The organism is Parafrankia elaeagni (assembly GCF_000374165.1).
Classification (GTDB): domain Bacteria; phylum Actinomycetota; class Actinomycetes; order Frankiales; family Frankiaceae; genus Parafrankia; species Parafrankia elaeagni.
Genome location: NZ_KB893750.1, coordinates 208,529 through 228,325 on the forward strand (window position 1 = coordinate 208,529; position 19,797 = coordinate 228,325).

General features: G+C 71.5%; 15 protein-coding genes. 10 read left to right on the plus strand and 5 right to left on the minus strand.

What is annotated here, in order from left to right; translation table 11 throughout:
• Nucleotide 1: 1 nt before the first annotated feature.
• Entirely contained in the window at nt 2-370 is a 369-nt protein-coding gene (locus B207_RS0124190; protein WP_026311398.1) for an RNA-binding S4 domain-containing protein, read from the plus strand.
• A gap of 12 nt (nt 371-382) precedes the next feature.
• On the opposite strand, the gene B207_RS0124195 is transcribed toward B207_RS0124190, so the two are convergent.
• Complete coding sequence (locus B207_RS0124195; RefSeq protein ID WP_018639253.1) at nt 383-859, minus strand: HIT family protein; 477 nt, start codon at nt 857-859, stop codon at nt 383-385.
• Nucleotides 860-1,364: 505 nt separating this feature from the next.
• On the opposite strand from B207_RS0124195, the gene B207_RS35300 reads away from it, so the two are divergent.
• Complete coding sequence (locus B207_RS35300) at nt 1,365-3,584, plus strand: DUF6541 family protein (RefSeq protein ID WP_051102638.1); 2,220 nt, start codon at nt 1,365-1,367, stop codon at nt 3,582-3,584.
• Nucleotides 3,585-3,637: 53 nt separating this feature from the next.
• On the opposite strand, the gene B207_RS0124205 is transcribed toward B207_RS35300, so the two are convergent.
• Complete coding sequence (locus B207_RS0124205; protein ID WP_026311399.1) at nt 3,638-4,372, minus strand: DUF2599 domain-containing protein; 735 nt, start codon at nt 4,370-4,372, stop codon at nt 3,638-3,640.
• Nucleotides 4,373-4,533: 161 nt separating this feature from the next.
• Here B207_RS0124205 and B207_RS0124210 point away from each other — a divergent pair, with 161 nt between their 5' ends.
• Nucleotides 4,534-6,123 (plus strand): acyl-CoA synthetase, encoded by a 1,590-nt coding sequence (locus B207_RS0124210; protein WP_018639254.1) that lies wholly within the window; start codon nt 4,534-4,536, stop codon nt 6,121-6,123.
• Nucleotides 6,124-6,152: 29 nt separating this feature from the next.
• Here B207_RS0124210 and fxsT read toward each other — a convergent pair whose 3' ends face one another.
• Nucleotides 6,153-9,284, minus strand: coding sequence for an FxSxx-COOH system tetratricopeptide repeat protein (fxsT, locus tag B207_RS35305; protein ID WP_018639255.1), 3,132 nt, complete (start codon nt 9,282-9,284; stop codon nt 6,153-6,155).
• 513 nt (nt 9,285-9,797) lie between these two features.
• Between fxsT and B207_RS0124220 the strand changes: the two genes are divergently transcribed.
• On the plus strand, nt 9,798-10,688 hold the full coding sequence (locus B207_RS0124220; RefSeq protein WP_018639256.1) for an SIR2 family NAD-dependent protein deacylase: 891 nt from the start codon (nt 9,798-9,800) through the stop codon (nt 10,686-10,688).
• Nucleotides 10,689-10,795: 107 nt separating this feature from the next.
• Here B207_RS0124220 and B207_RS0124225 read toward each other — a convergent pair whose 3' ends face one another.
• Nucleotides 10,796-11,458: a TetR/AcrR family transcriptional regulator gene (locus tag B207_RS0124225; RefSeq protein ID WP_018639257.1), complete on the minus strand. Its 663-nt coding sequence runs from the start codon at nt 11,456-11,458 to the stop codon at nt 10,796-10,798.
• Nucleotides 11,459-11,546: 88 nt separating this feature from the next.
• Between B207_RS0124225 and B207_RS0124230 the strand changes: the two genes are divergently transcribed.
• From B207_RS0124230 to cysN, 3 genes are all read left to right on the plus strand, one after another.
• Nucleotides 11,547-12,347 carry an SDR family NAD(P)-dependent oxidoreductase gene (locus tag B207_RS0124230; protein ID WP_026311400.1) on the plus strand — a complete coding sequence of 267 codons (801 nt, stop codon included), beginning with the start codon at nt 11,547-11,549 and terminating at the stop codon, nt 12,345-12,347.
• A 284-nt stretch (nt 12,348-12,631) separates the two neighbouring features.
• Nucleotides 12,632-13,600 carry a sulfate adenylyltransferase subunit CysD gene (gene cysD, locus B207_RS0124235; protein WP_084692299.1) on the plus strand — a complete coding sequence of 323 codons (969 nt, stop codon included), beginning with the start codon at nt 12,632-12,634 and terminating at the stop codon, nt 13,598-13,600.
• The gene (gene cysN, locus B207_RS0124240; RefSeq protein WP_018639260.1) at nt 13,600-15,537 is read left to right on the plus strand and encodes a sulfate adenylyltransferase subunit CysN; all 1,938 of its coding nucleotides are present in this window, start codon (nt 13,600-13,602) and stop codon (nt 15,535-15,537) included. The genes cysD and cysN overlap by 1 nt, the downstream gene beginning before the upstream one ends.
• 164 nt (nt 15,538-15,701) lie before the next feature.
• On the opposite strand, the gene B207_RS0124250 is transcribed toward cysN, so the two are convergent.
• Nucleotides 15,702-16,349 carry a TetR/AcrR family transcriptional regulator gene (locus B207_RS0124250; protein ID WP_018639265.1) on the minus strand — a complete coding sequence of 216 codons (648 nt, stop codon included), beginning with the start codon at nt 16,347-16,349 and terminating at the stop codon, nt 15,702-15,704.
• A gap of 253 nt (nt 16,350-16,602) precedes the next feature.
• Between B207_RS0124250 and B207_RS0124255 the strand changes: the two genes are divergently transcribed.
• The 3 genes from B207_RS0124255 to B207_RS0124265 all read left to right on the plus strand — a co-directional run bounded on the left by B207_RS0124255 (nt 16,603) and on the right by B207_RS0124265 (nt 19,750).
• Entirely contained in the window at nt 16,603-17,463 is an 861-nt protein-coding gene (locus tag B207_RS0124255; RefSeq protein ID WP_026311402.1) for an SDR family NAD(P)-dependent oxidoreductase, read from the plus strand.
• Between the two features lie 148 nt (nt 17,464-17,611).
• Nucleotides 17,612-18,382, plus strand: a complete 771-nt coding sequence (locus tag B207_RS0124260) for an SDR family NAD(P)-dependent oxidoreductase (RefSeq protein WP_018639267.1) — start codon at nt 17,612-17,614, stop codon at nt 18,380-18,382.
• A gap of 138 nt (nt 18,383-18,520) precedes the next feature.
• Nucleotides 18,521-19,750, plus strand: a complete 1,230-nt coding sequence (locus B207_RS0124265) for a toxic anion resistance protein (protein ID WP_018639268.1) — start codon at nt 18,521-18,523, stop codon at nt 19,748-19,750.
• Nucleotides 19,751-19,797: the final 47 nt, after the last annotated feature.

Consider the following 19,797-nt stretch of genomic DNA (forward strand, 5'->3'; position numbering starts at 1 on the left):
CATGCCGTCACTGGAGGGCACCACCCGGGTCGACATCTGGATCTGGTCGGTCCGTCTCGTCAAGACGCGGACGCAGGCTGGCGACGCCTGCCGCGGCGGCCATGTCCGGTTGAACGGCGAGCGGGTGAAACCGGCGCGCGGGGTGCGGCCCGGAGACGAGGTGCGCATCCGTCAGGATGGCTACGAGCGTGTCGTCGTGGTGACCAAGGTGATCACCAAGCGGGTGGGTGCCGAGCTGGCAGCTGAGTGCTACCTGGACAACAGCCCGCCGCGCCCGGAGCGCCCGCCGATGATCGCGGTGCGCGACCGCGGTACCGGGCGTCCGACCAAGCGGGACCGCCGGGCGATCGAACGCCTGCGCGAACGCTGAGAGCCGCCGGTTCTACAGCGCGGGCGCGAGCCTGCTCGCCAGGGAACGGGACAGGCTGTCCATCACCTCCGGGGAAACCCATTCCGCCGGCGGGCGGCGCAGACAGCTGAAGACGGCCGGCCCCAGCTGGTCAGCAGGCAGGTCGCCGGCCCGGGGGATGACGTGCACATGAAGATGCGTGAATCCCGCCGCTTCCGAGAACGCCGCGACATAGGTCCGGGTACACCCGGTGACCTCGACGAGCGCCCGGCTCAGCCGCTGGCACAGGGGGCCGAGTTCGGTGGCCTCCGCATCGTCGAGCTCGGCAATCGTGGTGATGTGCCGGCGGGCGACGAGAACCAGCCAGCCGGGCATCGCGCAGCGGATCGCGTGTGCCACCCGCCAGCCGCCACTGACGTGAATCCGCTCGCGGGTGGGCAGGCCGGCCATGGCGGCATTCTGCTCACAGGAATAGCAGCCGTCCGAGTCGTTCTCGTCACGGGTGACCATGCGACAACGATAGAGCCGCGGGTATGGCCGCCGGGATGAATCCATGACGGAGAAGCCGGGATTTCAGCCGCTGGTGGAGGCTGAGTCGAAGGCATGCGCTGCGGACGGGGCCCCGTCGCCGCCTGCACCCCGGTGGTGGCGGGGCGCTCCCGGCTCGCAGGAGCGGCCGCGGCAGGCCCACCCGGAGATGCGGCAGGCCCACCCGGAGATTGTGCTCAGGCCCGCGGCGCGCCGTCTGTCCGTTATCACGCCGGATGGCTCCTGTCATCGGCATGTGCCCAGCTCACGGCGCTGAAGTGGGTCTTCCCGGCCCCACCTGCCGGAACCGGTCAATGGGTTTCTATCATTCCAGGTGCTGCATACGGAACATTCGGTACGCGATCAATCATCGTGGACGAATCCGCGCGCCGGCGTGGGATGGGGCTGAGCATGAACCTGATCGAAGATGTTCGACGCCTGTTCATGAAGCGTCCATGACGAGGACCGTCAGCGCAGACGGCGGCCGATGACCGTCGACGGGTCCGTCGACACGACGGTCGACGAGCCGGCCACCGGCCCCCTCGCCACGGACGGCGCGGTTACCGCCCCCGCGGGCGGGCGCACCGGCAGGCCGCGGATGCCGCCCACCCCGGCGTCGCCGTGGGTGTCGGAGGCGCTTCGGAGGTCGAGGGAGCCGCGCATCCCGCGCATCCCGCGCATCCCGCGTATTGCGGGAGCGGCGCGCTCACCGGCGTTCGTGGTCACCCTGCTTGCGCTGTGCTCGTTCGCGGTGAGCCTGGTGCTGCAGACGACACTGTTTCGGGACGGAACCGGGGACGCTGACGAGGCCGCGTACGTGCTGCAGGCGCGGATGCTGCTCCAGGGCCGGCTGACCCTGGACGCCTCCTTGGTCGAGCCGTTCTTCCGGCCCTGGCTCACCGGCGTGCACGACGGCCGGGTGTTCACCAAGTACCTGCCTGGCTGGCCCGCGGCGCTCGCGCTTTCGCAGGCGCTGTTCGGGACCATGGCGGTCGCGCCCGCGGCGATGGCGGCGGTGTGGGTCGCCGGGACGTACCGGCTGGCCCGGGAGCTGTTCGGCGAGGTGCGTACCGCACTCACCGCGGCTGTGGGGGTCGCGCTGTCACCGCTGGTGATCATGCACACCGCGCTGCCTCTCGCGTACGCGGCGTGCGCCGCGACACTCGTGTTCGCCAGCGCCGAACTGCTGCGCGGTCTCCGCACGGGCGCGCGGTCCGCCCTGTTCCTGGGCGGGGCCGCGGCGGGGTTCGCGCTGCTGATCCGTCCGTTCGACGCTGTGCTCGTGGTCCTTCCCGTGGCGGTCCTGGCGATGGTGCGGGCCCGTCGGGAGCTGCGGATCCTGCCGCGCCGGGCGCTCTGGGCGGTGCCCGGCACGCTGCCGATGGTCGCGGTCTTCCTGGTGTACTGCTGGCACGTCACGGGGTCGCCGCTGCGCATGCCGTTGTCCGCGTCGGATCCGCTGGACCGCTTCGGTTTCGGACCGCGTCGCATCCTGCCCTCCGAATCGAGCTTCATGTTCACTCGGCGGTTGGCCCTCGAAGCCCTCGGCGACACCCTCGCTGCCGCCCCGAGCTGGTTCTTCGGCGGTATGGGCCTGATCGTGCTCGCCGCCGTCGGCCTGTTCGCGCCCCGGCGCCGGCCTGAGCGGATCATGCTGTTGGCCACGACCGGCGTCGTTCTGCTGGGCTACGCCTTCTGGTGGGGGTCGGCCTTCGCGATGCCGGGCCTGCGCAACGGGCTCGGCCCGCACTACCACCTGGCGGCGTTCACTCCGGTCGTCATCCTCGCCGCCGACGGTGCGCGATGGCTCTGGAGCGTCCTGGCGCGCGTGCCGTCGCGGATCGCCCGCCCGGGCCTCGCCGTCGCGGCCGGGGTTGGGCTCGTCGCGATCACCCTGCCCACGCTGCCCGCCCGGGTCGACGTCCAGCGGGGGGTCAACGCGGGCAATGCGTTCCTGGAATCGATGATTCCCGACCAGCTGGACGGGCCCGCCGTGATCGTCGTGTCGCCGCCGGTACCGAGCCGCTACGCACAGATCCCCTACCACACGCTGCGAAACTCCCCGGATCTTGGCGGGCCGGTCGTGTATGCGGCGGACATCGGCTCCCGCATCGCCGAGCTGCCCGATCGCCTGCCCGGCCGCAAGATCTACCGGCTGCGTCCGGGCGAGGTGTGGGACCCTGCCGTCCCCGGAGGCTTCCGTGGTGCGTTCGTGCCGTTGCGGCAGGTCATCGGCACCCGCATCGAGATCCAGGTAACCCTTCAGCCGCCGCCGCCGCAGCAGCCGACGACGACGCCGACGGGCGGGCCGCTGCTGTACGTCCGGCTGGGAGATCAGCAGCGTGTGCTGCGGCCGGCGGATGGCCGTCGCCACACGTTCGTGCTCACCACCGGGCCTGCCACCGGGCCGGACGAACTCGGGACGGGCCCGGCGAACGGGGCCGACGGCGTCGCCCTGCCGGCAGACCTCATCGTCGGTTACGCGACGGGCACCGGGCCGGGAGCCGCCGTCTGGGAGGAACGGATCCCGCTGGCACGCCGGGCGGGAGGAGATCTCTCCCTGCTCGCTCCGGGTCTCGGGTGGCGGCGCCTGCCTGCGGGCCCGGGAGCCGCCGCCGGGCCCGGCGCCGACCAGGACGCGTGGCCGTGGATCTCAGCTGCGACCCAGTCGGTGCTGCGGGTCGATCTGGCACCCACCCGCCCCTGAGCGTCCCGCCCCCGATCTTCGCACCGCTCCCTGGACTCGGCGCACCGTTCTTCTCAGGCGTGTTCCCCGGTGGGCGCGGACCGCGGCGGGACGCCGTCGGGGCGATAGGTCCGCACCGGTGCGGAGGTCGGGTCGGTGCCCAGGGTGTTGCCGCACCGGGTGGAGAGCCAGCGGCGGCGCCCGGGTGTCGGCCGCCAGCTCTCGACGTCGAACGTGTCGCCGGTCGCGTACTCCTCGCTGCCGGAGCCGGGCACCAGGGCGAGGAACTCGTGGCAGCGGAGCTGGTCCTGCAGGCTCTCGGCGACTGCCTGGTCAGGTGTGCCGACACAGGTGCGGACGGCTGCCCAGATCTCGGCACTGGCGGCGTCCCGGTCGTCTGCGTGGCGTGCCTCGTCCCTGGGCCACACGGAGATTCGGAAGTCGCCGCCCGCCCACTCCTGGACCGTGATCTCCTCGATGTACCGGCTCGCACCGCAGAACGGCGCACTCGGAGCGGCGCTGTCGGCGCTGTCGGCGCCGTCGGGGGCGGCCGGAGCGCCCTGCTGGGCCGACGGCCCGCCCTCCGGGCCGCTCCCGCCGCTGCCGGAGCCGCTCCCGGCGTCACCGCCGGTGGCATCCCCGGGGCCGGCCGGGGCAGTGGGGGTGGGCGCGACGGCCGCGAGGTCGCTGGGGGAGCCGGTGTCGCCGGCCGAGTCGCTGTCCCCGTCGTTGCCCACCGCGATCGCCGCGGCGGCCAGCAGGGCGACGCCGCCGATCAGGACCCCGCGGGACCGGCGGCGCTCAGTCATACATCGAGGGTAGAGCCTTGCCGGACGGCTGCGCGGCGATCCGACGCGCTGGTGAGCCCACCTGCCCCCGGTGTCGGCAAAGTCAACACCTATCCCGTGGGCCGGGAGTCTGATAGTTCCCGTAGAGGTCGCCGTCCGCCCTGTGGGACCCGGAGGATCACATGTACCCGCCCGATTTCGTGTCGCTCACCCCTGACAAGCCCGCGGTGATCCTCACCGGTGGCCCGGGCGGTGAGGACCGCGTCCAGACCTACCGTGAGCTGGCCGAGGGGGCCGCGCGGCTGGCGCGTTTACTCGTCGACACGGGCCTGCGCCCGGGCGACTGCCTGGCGATCCTCGCCGAGAACCATCTCCGCTATTTCGAGGTGGTGTGGGCGGGCCTCAACTGTGGCCTTTACATCACGCCGATCAACTCCCACCTGACAGCACCCGAAATCGCCCATCTCGTGAACGACAGCGGCGCCCGGGCACTGATCAGCACCCGGAAGCTGGCCGCTGTCGCCGAGGAGGTCGTGCCCGACACGCCGCACGTGCTGCTGCGGCTCCTGCTCGACGGGACGTCCGCGCACTACGCGGAGCTCGACGCGGCCGCCGCCGGCTACCCGGCCGGGCCTCGTGACGACGAGGTCCGCGGCTCGTTCATGCTCTACAGCTCGGGCACGACCGGCCGGCCGAAGGGCATCCGGTTCCCGCTGCCGGACACCCCGGCCTCGGCCGGGGACGTCCAGCTGCTGAACGGGACGGCGCGCATGTTCGGTCTCGGCGCCGACTCGGTGTACCTGTCACCCGCTCCGCTTTACCATGCGGCTCCGCTGCGGGTGTCCGCCGTGTTGCACAGCGTCGGCGGCACGGTCGTCGTGCTGCCGCGCTTCGACGCCGAGGAGGCGCTGCGCGCGATCGAGCGCTACCGGGTGGGCGCCGCGCAGTGGGTGCCGACGATGTTCGTGCGGATGCTCAAGCTCCCACCGGAGGCCCGCGGCCGCTACGACCTGTCGAGCATGCGGGTGGCCGTCCACGCCGCGGCGCCGTGCCCGGTCGACGTCAAGCGTCGGATGATCGAGTGGTGGGGCCCGATCCTGTACGAGTACTACTCCGGTTCGGAGAACTTCGGGAGCACCGGGCTGTCCAGCGAGGAGTGGCTGGCCCACCCGGGCTCGGTCGGCCGCCCCCAGGGCGGTGTGCTGCACATCTGCGCGGACGACGGCACCGAGCTCGCCGCGGGGGAGACCGGCACCGTCTACTTCGAGAGCCGTGGCGCCGGCTTCAGCTACCACCGTGACCCGGCCCGGACGAAGGCGGTGAGCCACCCCGTCCATCCGGGCTGGCGCACCCTGGGCGACGTGGGCCATGTCGACACGGACGGCTACCTCTACCTGAGCGACCGCAAGGACTTCACGATCATCGCCGGGGGCGTGAACATCTACCCGCGCGAGATCGAGGACGTCCTGGTGATGCATGACGAGGTCGTGGACGTCGCCGTCTTCGGCGTCCCGCACCCGGAGCTCGGGGAGCAGGTCAAGGCCGTCGTCCAGCCGGTCGACCTGGCCGACGCGGGGGAGGCGCTGGCCGCGCGGCTGCTGGACCACTGCCGGGACCAGCTGGCGCCGTTCAAGTGGCCGCGGTCGATCGACTTCGTGCCCGAGCTGCCCCGTCTGGACAACGGCAAGCTCTACAAGAAGCCCCTGCGGGACGCCTACTGGGCCGCGGCCTCCACCGCGGAGCCGTCCACCGCGGAGCCCTCCACCGCGTAGCCGTCCACCGCGTAGCCGTCCACCGTGCCTCACAGCGGCAGCGGGTCGATGTCGCAGTCGAGGCGCACCCAGCTGACGGCGGACCGGGTCGCCGGGTGCGCGTCGCCGAGCACCCGGTCCAGGGCGTGGACCACCTCGGCGTGGAGGGCTTCGGCCGGCCCCGTCTCGCCGAGCGCACGCAGGTCCGTGGCCAGGTTCGCGTGGACCGCCAGCGTCGCCGGGTGCTCGGCGCCCAGGCGCTGGCGGGCGCGGGCCAGGGTCTCCTCGTCGAGCGCGCGGGCCGTCCCGGCCCGGCCCAGCGCGTGCTCGTCGCTGGCCAGGTTGACCGCACAGCGCACCCGCAGCGGATGATCCGGCCCGAGTTCGGACGTCAGCGCCGCGAGCACCCGCGTGTTGAGCTCGTGCGCTATCTCGGTGTCGCCGCGGAGCCGGTGGATCACCGCCAGATTCGCCTCGGCTGCGCGGGTGTGCGGATGGCCGGCGCCGGCGCCGCCGTGGAGGCCGGCGCGGACGTCCGCGCACAGCCGGAGCGCTCCGTCGAGGTCGCCGGTGTGCCGCAGGTCCGTCGAATGGCACAGTGCGGAGGCGAGTGTCTCCGGGTGGTCCGGGCCGTAGCGGGCCAGCAGCCGCTGCCAGGAGATCCGCGAGGTCCGCAGCGCCGTCTCGGGCTCACCCGCCCGGCGCTGGACGACCGCCAGGTGGCGCAGTGCCCGCAGCAGGTCGGGGTGGCTCTCGTCGGCGAGCAGCGCCCGCAGCCGAGCTGCCAGCGCCTCCTGGCGGTCCCGCGCGCCGAGATAGTCGCCCAGCGCCCGCAGGTTGAGGTTCCGGCTGCTGTCGGAGTCCAGGACGGCGAGGTCGTCCGCACCGGACCGGGCCCGGGTGCCCGCGCCCGCGGCCGCCCGCGCGCGGGACCGGTGCCCACGCCGACGCCGGTGCCAGGTGTCGTCGTCGATGTCCCGGGCCTGGCGGACCTCGCCCGCCAGCCGCAGCGAGACCGCCAGGTCGTGGGCGGCGCCGAGCGCCAGCGGATCGTCCGGCCCCTGGGCGCGCACGGCGCGTGCCCAGGCGGTACGGCCCAGCTCGACCGCCCGGGTGAACTCGCCAGCCGCCCGACGGTCCGCCGCCACGGCGGCCAGCGCACGCAACGTCACCGGATGATCCGGCCCGTGGACCCGCTCGCCGATCTTCAGGACCCGCGCGTTGACCGGCGCGGACACCGCGTGATCCCCGACGGCGAGCAGCAGCCGGCCGAGCCACCCACCCACCGCGACGGTGTCCGGATGCTCCTCGCCGAGGGCGACCCGCCAGCTCTCGTGGGCCTGCCGGGCCAGCTTCAGCCCCTCCTGGTGGTCGCCCCGACCGAGCAGGGAACGGACCGTGTTGACCAGCATGCCCCGCAGCAGGGGCTCCCGGCCCTCCACCGCACCCGCGGCGATCACGTGCGGGTACAGCTCCGCGTAGGCGGACCATGCCCACGGGGCCGCCGGCTCGCCGGGGTCGCTCGCGGCGAGCAGGCGGCGGGCGCCGGCACGCAGCTCCGCCCGCTCGTCTCCGCTCATCCGGTCGAGCACCACCAGCTGAACGAGGCGGTGTACCCGCAACGCTCCCGCCGACCCCGGCACTTCCGGCAACCCCACGCGGTGGTCGACGCGCGCCAGGGCCTGCCGGGTGATCGCGCGGATCGCCTCGCCCAGCCGCAGCGGGTCGCGCAGGACGGCGTCGAGCTCGGGAGTGATCGAGACGTTCCGTCCGGCCCCGAGCAGTCGCCGCGGGATCGGGGCCGACGCCAGACAGGCACAGAGCCGCAGCAGCCGCAGCGCCGCCGGGTCGGACGCCGCCAGCCGGTCCAGCGCGTCGTCCCAGGCCGCGCGCACCGGCAGTCGGTAGTCCAGCGGCGAGGACGTCCCGAGCGTCTCCAGCGGCCTGTCCGCGAGCAGTCGCAGGTACTCCCCGGCGGGCATGCCCGTCTCCGCCAGCCAGGCCGCGGCCTGCGCGACAGCCAACGGCAGGTCACCCAGGGCCTCGGCGACTCTGCCGACTTCGGGCAACCCGCCGGCTTCGGGGGCCGCCTCCGGGTCGGCCGTCTGGACGATGCCGGGAGTGGTGCGGGAAGCGCCGGTCCGGCCGGTCCGCCGGTGGAGCAGGTCGAGGCTCTCCTCGCGGCGGAACACGTCGACCTCGAGCGAGTGAGCCGCTTCCGCCCATCCGGCGTTGCGAGACGTGACCAGGACACGGCCATCGCCGCCGGCGGGGAGGAACCCACGCACCGTAAGCGGATCGTCGGCGCCGTCGAAGACCAGGAGCCAACGGCGGTGCGGCCGGCCGACACGCAGGGCCTCCAGGACGGCCGGTACGAGCCCTCCGACAGCTCTGTCGGTCTCGGTCGTTCCTGTTTCGGCTGCCTTGGCCACCCTGGTCCTGCGGACTGGCTTCGTCGTCCTGGCTGTTCCGGCGGCCTCGGCTTCCGGGCTGGTGCCCGCACCCGCCCCGGTGCCCCCACCCGTGCCGAGCCCGAGCCGCTCGGCCAGCTCCACCAGCGACTGTCGGATCCTGGTTTCGTCGCCGGCGGGTATCCACCAGACCACGTCGAAATCGGTCAGATGCCGGTACACATACTCGATCGCCAGCTGCGACGTGCCCACCCCGCCCATGCCGAGCAGTGCCACGGGCAGGTCGGACGTCTCCCCGGCCCGTAGCCGTTCGTGCAGGTCGACGAGCAGGCCGGCGCGTCCGGTGAAGTGCGGATTGCGCGGTGGCAGCGCCCCCCGGAGCGACGGCGGCGGGCCCGTAAGCGACGGCGGCGGACTCGTGCGCGGCAGCGGCAGCCGGGTCGCGGGTGCGTCGCCCACCACGACGGGCTCGACGTCCGCTGGCTCGATGTCGACGGCCCCGATGTTGACGGCCTTGACCTCCGTGGCCTTGGTGCCTCTGGCCTTGGCGTCCGTGATCTCGGTCCTGGCGTGTTCGGTGGCCGGCTCGGACGCGGCGGGCCCTGACTCGGCAGGTTCTGACTCGGCGGGTCCGGTGGCGGGGGGCGCCGTGGCCCGCGGCGTCTGCCGCTTCGTGCGGCGGCTTTTGGCGGCGGTGGTCGGGCCCGTGTCGTCCGCGGGGGTCCGGGCCTGGAGGGCGTCGACAGAGAGAAGATCACTACTTTCGGTCACGTGTTCAATACCAGTCGTGCCCGACGCGTTCGGTGGCGTGGACACGCCGTGAGACGTCCACGTCCCTGCCGGATCCTGGCGGCGCGGGGTCCGGGTGGGCGGTGGCGGCAGGCGGCGGTCGGCTCCGAACCGGGTCAGATCACAGGCCTGCGGCCGGCTGGCTGCACCGCGGCCGTCGTCGAAGAACGAAAACCTTCAGGCGAATTCGCGTGCAGCAGCGCCCAACGCGGCCAGCGTGGCACGAACAGGAAACGGGACACCCGACCAGCCTGGATCGCCACCAGACCGACACTGGTGAACCTTCCGTAGCCGGACGACCCTCCCACCCACGTCACGGAGGCCGCGACCCGCGATGAACGATCGAGACAAACCGAGATCCTGTGGCTGGTCAAGCACGCCTTGGCCTCGACGAACGGTGGTCCGCCTGACGGCGAACCACCCACCCCCGACTCGCTCCGCGGGAAACCGGATTCCTCTCCGGCCTGAAGACCGGCGCCTCCTCCGGAGACAGAGATGACGACATCCAGCGCAGTACCACCGCCCGAGCCGCCCGCCCCGGCTGGACCGGCTGGACCGCCGGGCGTCGCCGCGGCGCTCGACCAGGCAGCGGACCTGCTGCGCGACGCCGACGCGCTGCTGGTCTGCGCCGGTGCCGGCATGGGTGTGGACTCCGGCCTGCCCGACTTCCGGGGCGCCACCGGATTCTGGCGGGCGTACCCGCCCTACGCTCGTCTCGGGCTGTCGTTCACCCAGCTCGCGGACCCGGTGCACTTCGGCGCCGATCCGTCCCTCGCCTGGGGCTTCTACGGCCACCGCCTCGGCCTCTACCGCCGGACAGTCCCGCACGCCGGCTTCGCCGTGCTGCGCCGGTGGGGCGCCCGGCTGCCCGCGGGAATGTGGGTCTTCACATCGAACGTCGACGGCCAGTTCCAGCGCGCCGGCGTCGCCGAGGTGGCCGAGGTCCACGGCTCGATCCACCACCTGCAATGCCGGCTGCCCTGCACGCAGGACGTCTGGTCCGCCGACGCCGTCGAGGTGGACGTCGACCCGGAGACGATGCGGGCGCGGGACCCGCTGCCGCGCTGCCCGCACTGCGGGGACCTGGCCCGTCCGAACATCCTGATGTTCGGCGACTGGAACTGGGTCGGCCGTCGCAGCGAGACCGGTCTGGACGCATGCGCCTCCTGGCTTGACGACCTGACCAGCCCGCGGCGGCTGGCGGTGGTCGAGATCGGCGCGGGCACCGCGGTGCCGACCGTGCGCCGCCTGGCCGAGTCCGCCGCGGCGGCCGGCCGCCTGATCCGGATCAACCCGGATCAGGCGGATCTCCGCGGTGGGGCGGGCGTCTCCGTGCCGCTCGGCGCGCTCACGGCTCTGACCGAGCTGGACGCCCGCCTGCCCTGAGCCTCCAGCAGAGGCGAGGCGTCAGCAGTCGCCCCGGGGCAGCTCCTCGACCACGCTGGTGCCGGCGCCCGCACGTGACTCCCACTGCCAGACCCTGGCCGACTCGCTCACGCCGTCGGCCGGCGGGGGCCCCCGGGCCGGTGCCCGTCGCGGATGGCCTCCACCACCAGGCCCATCACCCAGCTGACGGCCTGTGTCGCCGTGTCGGGGTCGAGCTGCCAGACCCGGACGAGGCGCTCGTAGCCGGGGAGGCTCCACAGGACGTCCAGCACCGCGGCCGTGGCCCGGCGCTCGTGCTCCGTCCATCCGGTGCTGTGTGGGGCGACGGCGCCGAGGAGGGCGTCGCGCCGCTGCCGGTCCTCGGCGATCAGGACTGGTTGCCGTGGCTCCGTGTGATCCCATCGGGAGACGGCGTACGACGACAGCGCGGCGAACGACCGCGCGGTGACGTCGCTGACCGTGTCGAGGTCGAGATCGTCGTAGTCGACTCCGGCCTCCGCCTGCAGCCGGCGCATGACAGCGGCGTGCAGGTCGCGCTCGGTGGGAAAGTGCCGATAGACGGTGCGCTCGCCGACTCCCGCCCGCTCGGCGACGGCGCGGAAGGTCAGGCCGCTCCAGTCCCAGATCGGAAACTCGTGGACCAGGGCCGAGCCGGCGGCGACGATGCGCTCACGGGTCTGGCCGGCGCGTTCGCGGCGTACCGGGCTGTCGTAGCGCCGCCGCTGCCGGGGCTGACCGCCTTCGCCGTCGGATGTTGCGGGCGTACTCATATTGATGGCATCATACTGTCGCGAATCAACGGACGAAACCGGACGGACGAAACCGGACGGACGAAACCGGGTGGACGGGAGCGGTCAGGTGGATCTCGGCTTAGCTGGCGCCACGGTCGTCGTGCAGGGCGGTACCCAGGGCATGGGCCTGGCCGCCGCGGAGTGCTTCGCCGCGGAGGGAGCCAAGGTCGGCGTGCTCGCGCGCAACCGGGCGAATCTCGACGCCGCCGTCGAACACCTGCTGGCGCTGGGGGCGGCCGATGCCGTGGCGCTCCCCGCCGACATCACCCGGCCGGACGAGGTCGCCGCCGTCTTCGACCAGGTGAGGGAGCGGTGGGGTGCTCTGAACAGCCTGGTGAACGCCACCGGGCCGAAGAGCAGCCGGATGGGTCCGTTCGAGGAGCTCACCGATGACGACTGGCTCGCGGCGATCGATGTCGGTGTGCTGGGGATGGTGCGCTGTGTACGGGCCGCGCTGCCGCTGCTGCGTGCCGCGGAGTGGGCCCGCATCGTGAACATCTCGGCGCACTCGACCAAGCGCCAGACCGCCTCGCTGATCGCCTACACCGCGGCCAAGTCGATGGTCACCAGCATCACCAAGAACCTCTCCCTGACGCTGGCGCCCGACGAAATCCTGGTCAACACGGTGTCGCCGGGCAGCTTCGCCTCCGAGGGGCTCGCCACCTGGGCCCGTGGCGTCGGCATCGACCCGGGCGATCTGCACGCCGTCATGCGTGGCATCGCCGAGCACTTCGGCCATCCCGCGCACCTGCCGCGGGCGGGCGCGCCCGCCGAGATCGGCGCCGTGATCGCCTTCGCCGCCTCGCGTCGCAACACCTATATGACCGGCGCGAACCTCAACGTCGACGGCGGTTCCGACTTCTGCTGACCTGTGCTCCCACGCCACCCGAGGCGGTCGCGGCGGTCGCGCGGCGGCATGCGTCGCATGTCGCGGTGAGTTGTCATGAGGCACCGTGAGCCGTCACGTGTCGGACCACACATCGATGGCGCGGGCGTGGAAACACGCCTGCCGTTGGTTGGGTCCATCAGAGATGGCAGGCCGTGGCACGCGACCGTCGCCACGACCGGCCGCACGGGCCGCCGACCCGACGGGAGGATGGACGGATGCGCCGAGCGTGGACATGTCGACCTACGGCGTGATCATGGCGCCGGATGGCGGGATGGGCGCGGCAGTGCACGAACGGCGGGAACCACAGCGACGGAGAGAGGCAGCCCGGCATGGGTCGACTGACGCATCTGCAGCGGCTGGAGGCGGAGAGCATCCAGATTTTCCGGGAGGCCGTGTCGGAGTGTGAGCGGCCGGTGATGTTGTACTCGGTGGGTAAGGACAGTTCGGTGCTGCTGCATCTGGCGGTGAAGGCGTTCTACCCGTCGCGGTTGCCGTTCCCGTTGTTGCATGTCGACACGATGTGGAAGTTCCGGGCGATGTACGAGTTCCGGGACAAGGTCGCCGCGTCGCTGGGAGTGGATCTGCTGGTGCACCGCAACCCGGAGGCGGTCGCGCGGGGGATCAACCCGTTCGATCACGGGTCGGCGACACACACCGATGTGTGGAAGACCGAGGGGTTGAAGCAGGCCCTGGACAAGTACAGCTTTGATCTGGCGTTCGGGGGCGCGCGCCGGGACGAGGAGAAGTCGCGGGCGAAGGAGCGGGTGTTCTCGGTCCGGTCGGCGGCGCACCGGTGGGACCCGAAGGCGCAGCGTCCGGAGTTGTGGCGGTTGTACAACGCCCGGACGAGCCCGGGGCAGAGCGTGCGGGTGTTCCCGCTGTCGAACTGGACCGAGCTGGATGTGTGGCAGTACATCCACCGGGAGGAGATCCCGCTGGTGCCGTTGTACTACGCGGCGTCGCGTCCGGTCGTGGAACGCGACGGCACGCTGATCATGGTGGATGACGAGCGGATGCCGTTGCGGGACGGTGAGGTGCCCGCGGCACGCAGTGTGCGGTTCCGGACGTTGGGCTGCTATCCGCTGACGGGGGCGGTGGAGAGTACCGCCGCGACCCTCCCGGAGATCATCCGGGAGATGTTGCTGACGACGAGCTCGGAACGGCAGGGCCGGGTGATCGATCATGACTCGTCGGGGTCGATGGAGAAGAAGAAGCAGGAGGGGTACTTCTGATGGCGCACGCGACCGGTGAGCTCGCCGCGGCCGACATCGAGGGGTATCTCGCGGCGCACGAGCACAAGTCGATGCTGCGGTTCATCACCTGTGGCAGTGTCGATGACGGGAAGAGCACGCTGATCGGCCGGCTGCTCTACGACGCGAAGCTGGTGTTCTCCGACCATCTCGCCGCGTTGGAGGCGGACTCGCGTCGGGTCGGGACGCAGGGTGACGGGCTGGATTTCGCGTTGCTCGTCGACGGGCTGGCCGCGGAACGGGAACAGGGCATCACGATCGATGTGGCGTACCGGTTCTTCTCCACCGAACGACGCAAGTTCATCGTCGCGGACACCCCGGGGCATGAGCAGTACACCCGCAACATGGTCACCGGCGCGTCGACCGCGGACCTCGCCGTCATCCTGATCGACGCCCGCAAAGGCGTCCTGACCCAGACCCGGCGCCACAGCTACCTCGTGGGCCTGCTCGGGATCCGTCACGTCGTGCTGGCGGTGAACAAACTCGACCTCGTCGGCTACTCCCAGGAGGTGTTCGATCGGATCGAGGCGGACTACCGGGCGTTCGCCGCCCGGATCGGCCTGACCGACATCGTCGCGATCCCGCTGTCCGCGCTCGCCGGGGACAACATCACCACCCCGTCGTCGCACACGCCCTGGTACGGCGGGCCGACCCTGGTCGGGCATCTGGAGACCGTGCAGGTCGACGACGACACCGCCACCGCACCGTTCCGGCTCCCGGTGCAGTGGGTGAACCGGCCGAACCTGGACTTCCGCGGGTTCTCCGGGCAGATCGCGGGCGGTACCGTCCGGCCCGGTGACCGGCTCCGGGTCCTGCCCTCGGGGCAGGAGTCCACCGTGGGGCGGATCGTGACCGCCGACGGTGACCTCCCCGAAGCCGTCGCCGGCCAGTCGGTGACGGTGACCCTGGCCGATGAGATCGATGTCAGCCGTGGGGATGTGCTGGCCGCGGCGGGGGATCCGGCGGCGGTCGCGGACCAGTTCGAGTGCCACCTGGTCTGGATGGCCGACGAACCGATGCTCCCCGGCCGCCCCTACCTGCTCAAGATCGGCGCGCGGACGGTGAACGCGACGGTCGCGCAACCGAAGTACAAGGTCAACGTCAACACGTTGGAACACACCGCCGCGCGGACGTTGGACCTCAACGAGATCGGGGTGTGCAACCTCAACCTCGACCGGGCGGTGCCGTTCGACCCGTACACCGCGAACCGGCACACCGGCGGGTTCATCCTCATCGACCGGTACACCCAGGCCACCGTCGCCGCGGGGCTGCTGCACTTCGCGTTGCGCCGCGCGGACAACGTGCACTGGCAGGCCGTCGAGGTCGACAAGACCGCCCGCGCCCGCCACAAGGGGCAACGCCCCGCGCTGCTGTGGTTCACCGGCCTGTCCGGCGCCGGGAAATCGACCATCGCGAACCTGGTCGAGAAGAAACTCCACGACCAGGGCTACCACACCTACCTCCTCGACGGTGACAACGTCCGCCACGGCCTGAACCGCGATCTCGGGTTCACCGACGCCGACCGGGTCGAGAACATCCGCCGCGTCGCCGAGGTCGCGAAACTCATGGTCGACGCCGGGATCATCGTCCTGGCCTCGTTCATCTCCCCGTTCCGCGCCGAACGCCAACTCGCCCGCGACCTCCTCGACGACGGCGAGTTCCTCGAGATCCACGTCGACGCCCCCCTGCACGTCGCCGAGACCCGCGACCGCAAAGGCCTCTACGCCAAAGCCCGCGCCGGCCAGCTCACCAACTTCACCGGCATCGACTCCCCCTACGAACCCCCCACCCACCCCGACCTCCACCTCGACGCCTCCGGCACCACCACCCCCCAGGCCAACGCCGACACCGTCATCGACCACCTCCACCACACCGGCATCCTCACCCCACCCGAACTCACCTCACCCGAAACGCCGTGAGGCGATGCTGAACGTGTACTGATCAACGCTGAACGTGTACTGATCAACGACACGGCCCGGCTCGGGGGCTGATGGGGCGGTGGTGGCCGACGTGCCGGTCACCACCGCCGCTCCTGTCGAGGGACGAGCCAGGCGGGTGTCCCGGGTCAGTCGGGTGTCCCGGGTCAGTCGGGTGGCGCGATACCGCGGAGGATGACGGTCACTCGGTCGCGCAGCGTTTGGCTCAACCAGGATGTGGAGCGCTCGCCCGCTCCCCAGCGGATGATGGCCTCCATCGTGACGGCGGTCAGCATCGCGGCGACATCTTCCACATCGATCTGCGCAGCCAGCTCGCCGCGTTCTCTGCCGTGCCGGAGAAGAGCTTCGAAAGCGACGCTCAGGCGGGGGCTCGGCACCGTTCCCGTGTCGGCCTGCCCGGTGAAGCCGAACGTGCCGGCCCGCACCGCGGCCGCCTTCGGCCCGCGTGCCACGCGCCGAGCCATGGAATCCATCACCTGCTCGCTCAGCGAGGTGAGGGGGACATCCCGCGCGGTCTCGGTCTCGACCTGGTCGATCATCGCCTGGATCGTCGCCGAGCTCATCTCGAGGAGAATCGCCTCTTTGTTGGCGAAATGAAAGTAGAAGGTTCCCTTGCTGACACCGGCCGCGTTCGCGATATCGCCGACGGTGCTCGCCTCGTACGCCTCGTTGAAGTCGCCCTCACTCCACAGGTGAAGTGCGGCGCGGGTGAGTGCCTGCCGAGTCTCCCGTGACCTTGTGTTGACAAGCGTCGCCCGCTGGCGGGGCGGGTTACGCGTTCGGCCGGGTTCCATCGTGGAAAGCATACGCAGCGGGCGCAACCGTTTCGGGTGAGCGCTGGCCCGGTTCTTCTGCGAGCAGGGGACTGGTTCCTCGGTGGGCGCGGGATCACCCGGCCGGCGGTCGGGGCCCGGTCGGGGCCCGGTCGGGGCTCGGTCGGGGCGGTGCGGCCCCGGTCGGCCGTCCTGGTGGGGATGTCTGGGGATGTGAGCCGTGTTACTCTCCCATTTGAACACTGATCAAATGGGAGGCGGAGGTCGCATGGCGATGCAGCGCCACGAGGAACTCGATCTGACCGGCAAGGTCGTGATCATCACGGGGGCCAGTCGGGGAGTCGGCCGGCAGGCGGCCCAGGTGTTCGCCCGCCGCGGCGCGCACCTGGTCCTGGCCGCACGGACGGTCGAGCCGGACAGGAAGCTGCCCGGCACGTTGAACGAGACGCTGACGGAGATCGAGAACCTGGGCGGCCAGGCGATCGCCGTGCAGACCGACCTCGCCAGCGAGGCGGATCTCGGGCACCTGGTCGATGCCGCCGTCGAACGGTTCGGTGGCGTCGACGTGCTCATCAACAACGCGGCCGCCACCACCGGCGACATCTGGTCCAAGCGGTTCCTGGAGCTGACCCGCGAGGACTGGCTCTACCAGTTCGACGTCAACCTGCACGCGCCCTTCACGCTCATGCAGCTGGTGGTGCCCATCATGGAAAGCCGTGGCGGCGGGCGCATCATCAACCTCAGCACCGGCAGCGGCGAGGTCTTCCGCCAGCCCGAGGAGCTCCCCAAACTCGAGAGCGTCGGCGAGTTCAGCCTTGCCGTGCCCGGCTACTACTCCAGCAAGCGGGCGCTCGACCGGCTCGGCAACGCCCTGGCTCCCGAGCTCGCCCGCAAGGGCATCGCCGTGATCGGCATGCACCCGGGCCTGGTGGCCACCGAGCTCGTCGCCATCCGGGTGAAGGAGGCCGGCCTCGACGACAGCGTCGCCGTGCCGATGCAGGTTCCCGCGCGCATGCTGGCCTACTTCGCCTCCTGCGCCGACCCCATGGAATACACCGGGCGCCTGTTCTGGGCCGAACGTGAGCTCAGGGAACTCGGGATCGAGCTGGACGACGAGCCCGTGCTCGCGAACTGACCCGGAACGGGTCGGCGGCTCGGTCGCCGCCGACCCGGGCTACCCGGGGGCGGCGAGGTGGTGCTCGGCGCCCCCGGGTAGCCCGGATCGGCACGCAAACCGCGGGCGGCCCGGTGCCGGCGCCGCCGACATCGGAGGGGAAACATACATGGATCTGGAGAAGTACGGGCCGTGGGCTCTGGTCGTCGGCGGGTCGGAGGGCATCGGGGAAAGCTATGCCCGAAAGCTCGCCGCGCACGGATTCAAACTGATCCTCACAGCACGGAAGATCGGCCCCTTACAGGCGCTGGCCGATGATCTGCGTGCTGGGGGTGCCGAGGTACGGACCCTGTCCGTCGACCTGAGCGAGCCGGACGCGCTGGAGCGGACCAGAATCACGACCGACGACATCGAGGTCGGCCTCCTCATCTACAACGCCGGCGCCAACAACGTGCGCGGTGACTTCGTCGAGCTGGACCCGGCGGTCTACCGGTCGGTCATCGCTGTCAACGTGCTCGGCCAGGCCGAGTTCGCCCGGCACTACGGCGCTCTCATGTGCGGGCGAAAGCGCGGAGGAATCATTCTCTCCGGCTCGGGTGCCAGCTTCATGGGAGCGCCGTCCCTCGCCGCCTACTGCGGGTCCAAGGCTTTCAGTCGTATCTTCGGTGAAGCGCTGTGGATCGAATGCGAGAAGTACGGTGTCGACGTGCTGCATTTCAGCATCGGCTTCACCGCCACGCCGGCGATGGCCCGGCTGGGATATCCCCTCGACGCCGCCCAGGCGCCCGACGAGGCCGCGCAGGAGGCCCTGGACAACATCGCGGGCGGTCCGCTGTGGATCGCGGGCGGGGAGTCGTCTCTGGAGACCGCGAGGAGACGCTCCACGGTGACGGATCGCGCCGAGGCCGTGCGGACGTTCGCCACCCCGGGACGGTTCTGACCCCGGAGTCTCCGTAGTCAGCTGGTCGACAAGGCGTGTCGCGTAGGGTCGAAGGTGGCAGACACTTCGTGCGGCCCGTGACGGGCCACGCCGGCCGAGCAGGGCTTCTGCCCGGCACGGATGTCGGGAGGGGAAGCCATGTCGAACTCGTTGGACCTGGGCGGCTCACCGGCGTCGGGCGCGAGCGCCGCCCCCCCTGGCTCGCCGGCCGGTGCCCTGGAGCTCGTCCCGCCCCAGCCCGTGGCAGTCGTCGCCGACGACCGGGTGGACAGCATGGTCCCGCTCGACGAGGCGACCCGGGCACAGCTGCGGGAACGGGCCGCCGCGTTCGCGGACGACCTCGCGGCGCAGGACCCGCGCAGCCCCGCCTTCCAGGACAAGATCAACGACATCGTCCGCATGGGCGAGCGGGAGATCGTGGCGAGCGCGCGGGTGTCGAGTCGGATGCTCGACCGCCCGGCCGCCGCGCTGCGGGCGGGGCGCGGCGGTCGCGGGGGTGCGGACGCGCAGACCCGCGTCGCCGGCACCCTGCTTGAGCTGCGCCAGACCGTCACCGACCTCGACCCGGCGAAGGCGGACCTCAAGGGTGGCCGGAAGCTGCTCGGCATGGTCCCGCTGGGCAGCCGGATCTCGCGTTACTTCCAGCGGTACCAGTCGGCGCAGAAGCAGCTCGACGCCATCATCGGCGCGCTCGACTCCGGCCAGGACGAGCTGCGCAAGGACAATGCGGCCATCGAGCACGAGAAGGCCACGCTCTGGGCGGCGATGGGCAAGATCACCGAGTACGCGACGCTCGCGCGGGCCCTCGACGGCGCCGTCGCGGCCCGCATCGACCGCCTCCGGGCCACCGATCCGGCAGCGGCGGACGCGCTGACGTCCGACGCGCTGTTCCCCATCCGCCAGCGCCAGCAGGACCTGCTCACCCAGCTGGCCGTGAGCGTGCAGGGCTACCTGGCCCTCGACCTGGTCCGCAAGAACAACATCGAGCTGATCAAAGGTGTCGACCGGGCCCAGTCGACGACTGTCGCGGCGCTGCGCACCGCCGTGATCGTGGCCCAGGCGCTGGCGAACCAGAAACTGGTGCTGGATCAGATCACCGCGCTGAACGCCACCACCAGCAACATGATCATGTCGACCAGTGAGCTGCTGCGCCAGCAGTCCGGCCGCATCCAGGAACAGGCGGCGTCCAGCACGGTGGACGTCGAGACACTGCAGAAGGCCTTCGACAACGTCTTCGCGACGATGGACGCGATCGACACCTACAAGGTGAAGGCGGTGGAGAGCATCGCGACCACGGTCACCGCGCTGGAGGCACAGGTGCTCCGCTCCAGGGCCTACCTGGAGCGGGCACAGGCCGGCGAGGGCTGACCGGTGCCCGTCCGGCGTCGCGCGGGCCTGGTCCGGGTGGCTGCGGC

What these genes read in the sequence shown, in the direction of transcription:
- B207_RS0124190 (WP_026311398.1), top strand. Translation starts at nt 2, where the DNA reads ATGCCGTCACTGGAGGGCACCACCCGGGTCGACATCTGGATCTGGTCG.
- B207_RS0124205 (WP_026311399.1), bottom strand. Translation starts at nt 4,372, where the DNA reads ATGACTGAGCGCCGCCGGTCCCGCGGGGTCCTGATCGGCGGCGTCGCC.
- B207_RS0124250 (WP_018639265.1), bottom strand. Translation starts at nt 16,349, where the DNA reads ATGGAACCCGGCCGAACGCGTAACCCGCCCCGCCAGCGGGCGACGCTT.
- B207_RS0124210 (WP_018639254.1), top strand. Translation starts at nt 4,534, where the DNA reads ATGTACCCGCCCGATTTCGTGTCGCTCACCCCTGACAAGCCCGCGGTG.
- B207_RS0124260 (WP_018639267.1), top strand. Translation starts at nt 17,612, where the DNA reads ATGGATCTGGAGAAGTACGGGCCGTGGGCTCTGGTCGTCGGCGGGTCG.
- B207_RS0124225 (WP_018639257.1), bottom strand. Translation starts at nt 11,458, where the DNA reads ATGAGTACGCCCGCAACATCCGACGGCGAAGGCGGTCAGCCCCGGCAG.
- cysD (WP_084692299.1), top strand. Translation starts at nt 12,632, where the DNA reads ATGGCGGGATGGGCGCGGCAGTGCACGAACGGCGGGAACCACAGCGAC.
- B207_RS0124265 (WP_018639268.1), top strand. Translation starts at nt 18,521, where the DNA reads ATGTCGAACTCGTTGGACCTGGGCGGCTCACCGGCGTCGGGCGCGAGC.
- B207_RS35300 (WP_051102638.1), top strand. Translation starts at nt 1,365, where the DNA reads ATGACCGTCGACGGGTCCGTCGACACGACGGTCGACGAGCCGGCCACC.
- B207_RS0124195 (WP_018639253.1), bottom strand. Translation starts at nt 859, where the DNA reads ATGGTCACCCGTGACGAGAACGACTCGGACGGCTGCTATTCCTGTGAG.
- B207_RS0124255 (WP_026311402.1), top strand. Translation starts at nt 16,603, where the DNA reads ATGCAGCGCCACGAGGAACTCGATCTGACCGGCAAGGTCGTGATCATC.
- cysN (WP_018639260.1), top strand. Translation starts at nt 13,600, where the DNA reads ATGGCGCACGCGACCGGTGAGCTCGCCGCGGCCGACATCGAGGGGTAT.
- B207_RS0124220 (WP_018639256.1), top strand. Translation starts at nt 9,798, where the DNA reads ATGACGACATCCAGCGCAGTACCACCGCCCGAGCCGCCCGCCCCGGCT.